Consider the following 1,021-nt stretch of genomic DNA (forward strand, 5'->3'; position numbering starts at 1 on the left):
CCCAAAGCGAGGGATAGCAGCACTAAGCCGACCACAGCGCCTACCATAGAGCCGTATTCATTGAACGCACTGTATGGCGCGATGCCGATCGCGGTTAATAGATTGGTTGCGACGCTGATAAAGAACAAAAGCCATGAAATAAGAAACAAACGCGCAAGCTGTTGCGATCGCCGCCAGAGTAAAGCCGAAATTGCGACACTGGCAATGATCACGCAAAGCATGACACCTGCCTGCAGTATGGCGGAGGCAGTGTAGGGCAAGGTGAAGGTGCCAATGAGGTTTAGCAAAGCGACAATAGTAAAAAGTTGAAGCACCGTTCTGATGCGACTGTCTTGTTTGATGCCTAGGAAGTAGCGTGTGAACAAGATCAGAAATAGGCTGGTCAATGCGCCGAAGGTTAAAATAGAGCGTCGTTGAAGCGCCGGGTAGTCTTGCCATAAGACTTGATAAGCAACGCCCTCTATAGAGAGGCTTAAGCCGACATAGCAAAGTGAGAAAAGTGAGTAAAACAAATAGCTTTTCTCTCGTAGAGCCGCGAACAAACCAAAGTTATACAAAGACATAACCAGCATGGCGCCAACAAATGCGCCATAAGCAAGAAAGTTACTTTGCTTTGCTTGACGAAAGGTATGTTCGAACCAAACGCGCGTTGGCACGACCATTGGTCCTTCGCTCTCTATTTTAAATAGTAGGCGAGACGTTTTCTTCGCCTCGATTGAGAAGGGGAATAAAAAACTCGGATAGTGGATTGGTCGCTCATAATAGGGATATCGATCTCCGGCAATATAGGACGAGCGCCGACCATCTTCTGTGATGCTGTAAAACTCGATGTGATCCAATGCGGCGTAATCGATTTCGAGATAGAAGGATTGCTCTTTGGGGAGCGTGTTTTCAACCGTGATTGAAAACCAGAGTGGTCGCGAACTGAAACCGTAGCCGGGCATGGAACGTGTGACCCGCATCCATTGCTGAGCAGGCATGTCGACAAGGTCATTAACACCTAGCTCAGTGCTTTCGTCCT

1 protein-coding gene is annotated in these 1,021 nt (G+C 48.2%); it reads right to left on the minus strand.

Annotated elements, in window-relative coordinates; genetic code table 11:
• The coding region (locus A3750_RS14570; RefSeq protein ID WP_156498601.1) for a 7TM diverse intracellular signaling domain-containing protein at positions 1-1,021 on the minus strand (1,021 nt) is incomplete at both ends.

This window comes from Oleiphilus sp. HI0079 (assembly GCF_001635105.1).